The organism is Streptomyces sp. NPDC050422 (genome assembly GCF_044458665.1).
Classification (GTDB): Bacteria; Actinomycetota; Actinomycetes; order Streptomycetales; family Streptomycetaceae; genus Streptomyces.
Window position 1 is genome coordinate 1 of the sequence record NZ_JBITIE010000053.1, and the last position, 5899, is coordinate 5899.

The 5899-nt window shown below is 70.1% G+C and carries 5 protein-coding genes; 1 reads left to right on the forward strand and 4 read right to left on the reverse strand.

Translation table 11 applies throughout. The features are described 5' to 3' along the window. Positions 1–104: 104 nt before the first annotated feature. The 4 genes from ACIBJG_RS38590 to ACIBJG_RS38605 form a co-directional block, all read right to left on the reverse strand. A complete protein-coding gene (locus ACIBJG_RS38590) occupies positions 105–944 on the reverse strand; it encodes an SDR family NAD(P)-dependent oxidoreductase (protein WP_399315002.1) in 840 nt (279 codons plus the stop codon). A gap of 154 nt (positions 945–1098) precedes the next feature. Continuing rightward, complete coding sequence (locus tag ACIBJG_RS38595; RefSeq protein WP_399315004.1) at positions 1099–1944, reverse strand: amidohydrolase family protein; 846 nt, start codon at positions 1942–1944, stop codon at positions 1099–1101. Further along, on the reverse strand, positions 1941–3128 hold the full coding sequence (locus ACIBJG_RS38600; protein WP_399315007.1) for a mandelate racemase/muconate lactonizing enzyme family protein: 1188 nt from the start codon (positions 3126–3128) through the stop codon (positions 1941–1943). Before ACIBJG_RS38600 ends, ACIBJG_RS38595 begins: the two co-directional genes overlap by 4 nt. Then, entirely contained in the window at positions 3128–4498 is a 1371-nt protein-coding gene (locus ACIBJG_RS38605) for an aspartate aminotransferase family protein (protein ID WP_399315009.1), read from the reverse strand. The genes ACIBJG_RS38600 and ACIBJG_RS38605 overlap by 1 nt, the downstream gene beginning before the upstream one ends. Before the next feature lie 280 nt (positions 4499–4778). On the opposite strand from ACIBJG_RS38605, the gene ACIBJG_RS38610 reads away from it, so the two are divergent. Further along, complete coding sequence (locus ACIBJG_RS38610) at positions 4779–5636, forward strand: IclR family transcriptional regulator (RefSeq protein WP_399315011.1); 858 nt, start codon at positions 4779–4781, stop codon at positions 5634–5636. Positions 5637–5899 lie beyond the last annotated feature (263 nt).

Consider the following 5899-nt stretch of genomic DNA (forward strand, 5'->3'; position numbering starts at 1 on the left):
TCCGAAGAAGATTCCGACGGGACGAAGCAGGGGCGGACATGACGGAGGTGCTCCTCGCGTTGTCGAAGCGTGCTCGGTGGGAACCGACAGCCGGCCGGTCGCGGTCAGATCGTGTTGCGGTACGGCGGCATGAAGCGCATCCGCGGCATCTGGTCGGCGAGCACTCCCCCGTCGACGACGAGCCTCGCCCCCGTGAGGTACGCCCCGGCGTCCGAGGCGAGCAGCAGCAGCGCGCCCACGCAGTCGTCGGGCCGGGCGTACCTGCCGAGCGGGATGCGCTCGCGGTACGCGGACTCGAAGGCCTCCCGGTCGAAGGGGAACTCGCCGTCGATGGGGGTCTCGACCATGCCGGGGGCGAGGGTGTTGGCGGTGATGCCGTGCGGGGCGAGTTCGACGGCCAGGGTCTCCGTGAGGAGTTGGGCGGCGGCCTTGGAGGCGTTGTAGTGCGCCAGGCCGGCCTCCGCCACCAGGGCGTTCTTCGAGGTGATGGTGATGATGCGGCCGGCGACGGCGTCGGCCGTCATGTGTTCGGCGACGCGCTGGCTGAGGAAGAACACGGCGTCGACGTTGACCCGCATGATGTGCGACCAACTGGCCGGGGTGATCTCGTTGAAGCGTTCCAGGGCCGCCGTGCCGGCGTTGTTGACCAGGATGTGCAGCGGCCCGCACTCCCCGCGCACGGTGTCGGCGAAGCCGGCCAGCGCCTCCGTGTCCGCGAGGTCCTGCCCGTACACACGGCAGTGCCTGCCCAGTGTCTCGACGGCCGCGGCGGTGTCGGCGATGCCCTCGGCCCCGGGCAGGTCGACGAGGACGAGATCGGCGCCCGCCTCGGCGAGCCCGACGGCGAAGGACCGGCCGAGGCCCCGGGCGGCCCCGGTGACGACCGCGGTGCGGCCGGTCAGGTCGAAGCGGTCGGTGCCTCGGGGCGGGACGGCTGCGGTCATCGCGGGATTCCTTCGGGAGGCGAGGCAGGAGGGGAGGTGGGCCGCCGCGCAGGGACACAACTGGGTGGGAGCGCGGCGGCCCGGCTGCGGACCGGCACCGGAGGCCGAGGGGGGTGGCGCGGGCGCCGGTCCGCAGGCTGTGGGGAACGGCCCGTCAGCCGTTCAGGCCCAGCAGATCGAGCGAGGGCCGGTGGATGATCTCCTCGATCGCGCCCGCGTCGAGCGGCGGCAGTCCGGGAATGCCGGGGATCCGGGCGATCTCCCGAAGCCCCTTCACGGAGTCGTCGACCGTGGTGAACGGGTAGTCGCTGCCGAACAGCACCTTGTGGAAGACCCCGTAGTCCTGGACCAGCCGGAGGCTGTGCCAGAGCTGGAAGGGCCGGTAGTGCAGGGCGCTGAGGTCGGCGTACACGTGCGGGTGCTTGCGGATGACCGCGATGCACTCGCCCTCGAAGGGGTGGCCGAGGTGGGCGAGGACCATCCGCAGTTCCGGGTGGCGGATGGCGACGGCGTCCAGGTGTCGCGGCATCGCCCACTCCAGCGGTGCGCTGGAGACGAACGTGGTGCCGGTGTGCACCAGGAGCGGCAGGCCGTGCCGTTCGGCGTACGTGTACAGCTCGTCGTACTCCTCGGCGGCCGGGTCGAAGCCCGCGTACATCGGCATCAGCTTGATACCGCGCAGACCGAGCTCCTGGTGGCCGTAGCGGAGTTCGTCCTGCCAGCCGGGCTGGGTGGGGTCGAGCGAGAGGTAGCCGATCAGCCGGTCGGGGTGTGCTCCGGCGTACGAGGCCACGGCGGCGTCGTCGACCCAGAGCCCGCTGCGGCGCGCCTTGCCGCCGACGACGATCGTGCGGGTGGACTCGGGTGCTGTGGCGGCGTACTCCTCCCACTTCACCGTGAGGTCGACCTCGCCCGCGTGGGCGCGGGCGGAGTCGGAGCTGAACGGGTCCGTGAAGTCGTGGCTGTGCCGGAAGAGATGGGAGTGGACGTCGACGATCATGTGCGGTTCCGCTTCTCCCAGCCGTCCGCGAACATGTTCCAGAAGCGGTGGCTGGGCGGGTGTTCCTCGAAGACCTCGTCGACGAGTTCGACGCCGAGCCCGGGGGCGGTCGGCAGGCCGATGCGGCCGTCCGCCATGGGGAGGGTGCCCTTGAGGGCGTCGAAGACGAACGGCTCCAGGAGCCCGTCGAAGGTTTCGAGGATCTTGAAGTTGGGGATTCCGAGCGCCGCGTGCACCGAGACGGTGGTGCAGAGCGGGGAGTTGGAATTGTGCGGGGCCACGAGCATGCCGTGGGTGTCGGCGATCGCGGCGAGCTTCCGTACCTCGGTGAAGCCGCCGGCCATGGAGAGGTCGGGCTGGATGATGTCGACGGCGTTCGTGGCGAAGAGCTGTTTGTACTCGTAGCGGTTGTGGAAGTGCTCGCCGCCGGAGATGGGGAACGTGGCGCGCTGCCGCAGTTCCGCGTAGCGCTCGATGTGGGTCCAGGGCATCGGCTCCTCGAACCAGCCGATGTCGAAGGGGTCCAGTTCGCGCACGAGGCGGGCGGCGGTCGGCATGGCGAAGCGGGCGTGGCCCTCGATGAAGAGGTCGATGTCGGGGCCGATCGCCTCTCGGACCGCGGCGACGAGGTCGATGGAGCGGCGCAGTTCGGCCCGCTCCAGCTCGTGAAGGCCGGGACCGAAGGGGTCGAACTTGAGGGCGGTGTAGCCCTTGGCCACGGTCTCCTTCGCCTTGGCGGCAAAGGTCTCGGGCTCGCGCTCGCCGGTGTACCAACCGTTGGCGTACACGCGGACGTCGTCGCGGCAGGCGCCGCCGGTCAGCCGGTAGGCGGGGACGCCGAGCGCCTTGCCCATCAGGTCGTACATCGCCTGGTCGAGGCCCGACAGGGCGATGCCGCCCACGTCGCCGCCGCGCAGGAAGTCGCCCTGGTAGACGCGGAGCCAGAGCTCCTCGACGTCGAAGGGGTCGGCGCCGATCAGATGGCGTCGGCCCATCGCCTCGGTGAGGGCGCACACTTCGCTCACCCGGTAGGGGTGCGTGATCTCGCCGATGCCGCTCAGGCCCTCGTCGGTGTGGACCCGGACATAGCCAAAGTCGCGCCAGGAGGTGCCGAGCATCAGGGTCTCGACGCGGGTGATCCGTCCGGCGGGGCCGGCGGGACGGGTCCGGTTGACGGTCAGCATCAGCGGGTCGCTCCACCCATGGTCGAGGTGTTCTCCAGGTCGCGGGCGCCACCGTCGGCGAGGACGGCCTTGACCGCTGCCTCGGTGCCCTCGATCAGACGGTCCACGTCGGCGTCGGTGTGCGCGTAGCTGATGTGGCTGCGCTTGAGGTTGAGCGGGAGCTCGAACAGGCCGTGGTCCAGGAGCTTGCGGCGGTAGCCGACGAACATCGAGGCGTCGTTGTTCAGCAGGTCCGCGTAGGTGCGGGGGGCCTCGCCCGGCATGAAGTAGCTGACGAAGACGGAGCCGTAACCGGTGACGACCGCAGGGACGCCGAGGCGCTCGTAGAGGTCGGTCAGCTCGGTGCGGACGCGGTCGCCGAGCCGGAAGACGTGGTCGTGGACCGGCTCCTCGCGGAGCTTGCGCAGAGTGGCGAGGGCGGCGGCGACGACGGACGGGTGGCCGTTGTACGTGCCGGCGAAGAAGGCGGGTGCGCCCGGGCGGGTGGAGAAGAGGTCCATCAGGTCGGCGCGGCCGCCGATCGCGCCGACGGGGGCGCCGTTGGCGATGGCCTTGCCGAGGGTGGTGAGGTCGGGGGTGACGCCGGAGATCTTCTGCCAGCCGCCGATGTCGTGGCGGAAGCCGGTGATGACCTCGTCGAAGATCAGGACGCTGCCCGCCTTCGTGGTCTCCTCGCGCAGCGTGGTGAGGAACTCCTGGTACGGGAGCAGGGCGCCGACGTTGTGCGGGATGGGTTCGACGATGACGGCGGCGATGTCGGGGCCGTGCTCGGCGAAGGTGCGCCGGACGGCCTCGCTGTCGTTGAACGGCAGGACGAGCGTGGCTTCGAGGACCTCGGGCAGGATGCCGGTCGAGATCGGGTCGTGGCCGCCGACCTTCGAGGGTTCGGAGATGACGTTGAGGCTGACCGCGTCGTGCCAGCCGTGGTAGCAGCCCTGGAACTTGACGATCAGGCGGCGGCCGGTGGCGGCGCGGGAGACGCGCAGCGCGTGGAACGTGGCCTCGCTGCCGGTGCTGGTGAGCAGCACCTTCTCGATCGAGGGGATGAGTTCGGTGAGCTGTTCGGCGAGGAGGACCTCGCCTTCGGTGACTCCGACGCCCATGTGCCCGAGCGTCGCGCCGGCCTCGGCGGTGGCGCGGGCCACGTCGGGGTCGTTGTGGCCGAGCAGCGGCGGGCCGAACGCCGAGTGGAAGTCGGTGTACTCGCGTCCGTCGGCGGTACGGAACCGTGCGCCGTGGGTCCCGGTGACGACCAGGTCGGTCAGTCCGGGAACGCTGCGCTGACCGCTGTTCACGCCGCCGGGTACGACCTGGCGGGCGCGCTCGGCGAGTCGGGCTCCGGATTCGTTGCCTACCGGGCCTGAACTCATGGTGCTTGCTCCTTGCGTCGAAAGTCGTCGGTTTTCGCGGGCCCTGCCCGGCCCGTGAGTCCCTGGCGCCATCCGCCCGGCAGTCGCCGCAGGAAGAGGGGTGATCCGTGGTGCGTTGCAGTTTTCCAGAACACTGTTCTGTAGGGCAGAACAGTGCCTGGATATTACGTCTGCCCCGAAAGCCGGTCAACCCCCTTCCGGCCCACCAAGGCCCGTATGGGGCGGATTTCATGAATCGGAGGTGCCCTCCGCAGCCGCGAAGGCACTACGCTGTTCTGCTATGACGAACAGTGCTGCCCCAGAAGAGCCGAAGTACTGGGTCAAGAGCGTGGCCAGGGCAGCGGACATCCTCGAAGCGCTCGCCGCTCCCTCCCAGGGGAACGGCCTGAGCGTCACCGAGGTCGGCCAGGCCTGCTCCATCTCCAAGAGCGCCGCCTTCGGCATGCTCCAGACCCTGCGTGCGTACGGACTCGTCTCGGACGACGGCGAAGGCATGAACCGCCGCTACCGGCTCGGCATGAGCCTGGCCCGGCTCGGCGACCGCGCCAGGTCCCAGGTCTCCCTGCGCGGTGTCGCCCACCCTGTCCTGCGCGACCTCACCCGGGGCACCGGCATGGCGTCCCGGCTCGCCGTGCCCGAGGACGGCCACGCGGTCGTGGTGGACCAGGTCGAGCTCGACCAGCGCGTCCGGCTCGATCTGCGGATGGGCCAGCGCGAGCTGCCGCACTGCACGGGCCTGGGCAAGGCGCTGCTCTCCGCAATGCCGCAGAGCGAGGCCGCCTCGGTCATCGAACGGTTCGGGCTGCCCCGGCGCACGTCGCGCACGATCACCGACCCGGCGACGTTCCTGTCCCATCTGCGCGACATCGCCCGGGTCGGCTACGCCCTGGACGACGAGGAGGACGCCGAGGGCATCATCTGCATCGGCGCACCGGTCTTCGACGACCGGTCGGTGTGTGCGGGGGCCGTCTCCATCACGGGTCTCAAGCTCGGCCTGCCGGCCTGGCGCTACCAGGAACTGGGCGGCCAGGTCCGGGACGCGGCCCGCCGGATCAGCGCCTCGCTGGGCTGGGTCGAGGACCCGGAACCGGACGCCTCGGGCCCCGACACGTCGCATTCCGACGGAATCAGGTCTTGACCGATCGGCTTCACCCGCCGTAGGTTCCCTGCCAACCGAGGTGACTTTCCACCGTCACCAACGATTTACCCCTTCCGGTCCGCTTCCGGCGCCTGCCCATCGCGCCGTGAACATCCGAGGACCGAACCCTTTTCAGCCATCCGCCCCATGGCAGTCCACCGCAGGAACGCTCCCTCACTCGTCGCACTTCTCGGAAGGCGAAGTCCGCATGAGCGTTCCGCACCACAGCACCCCTGCTTCGTCCCGTCGGAATCTTCTTCGGG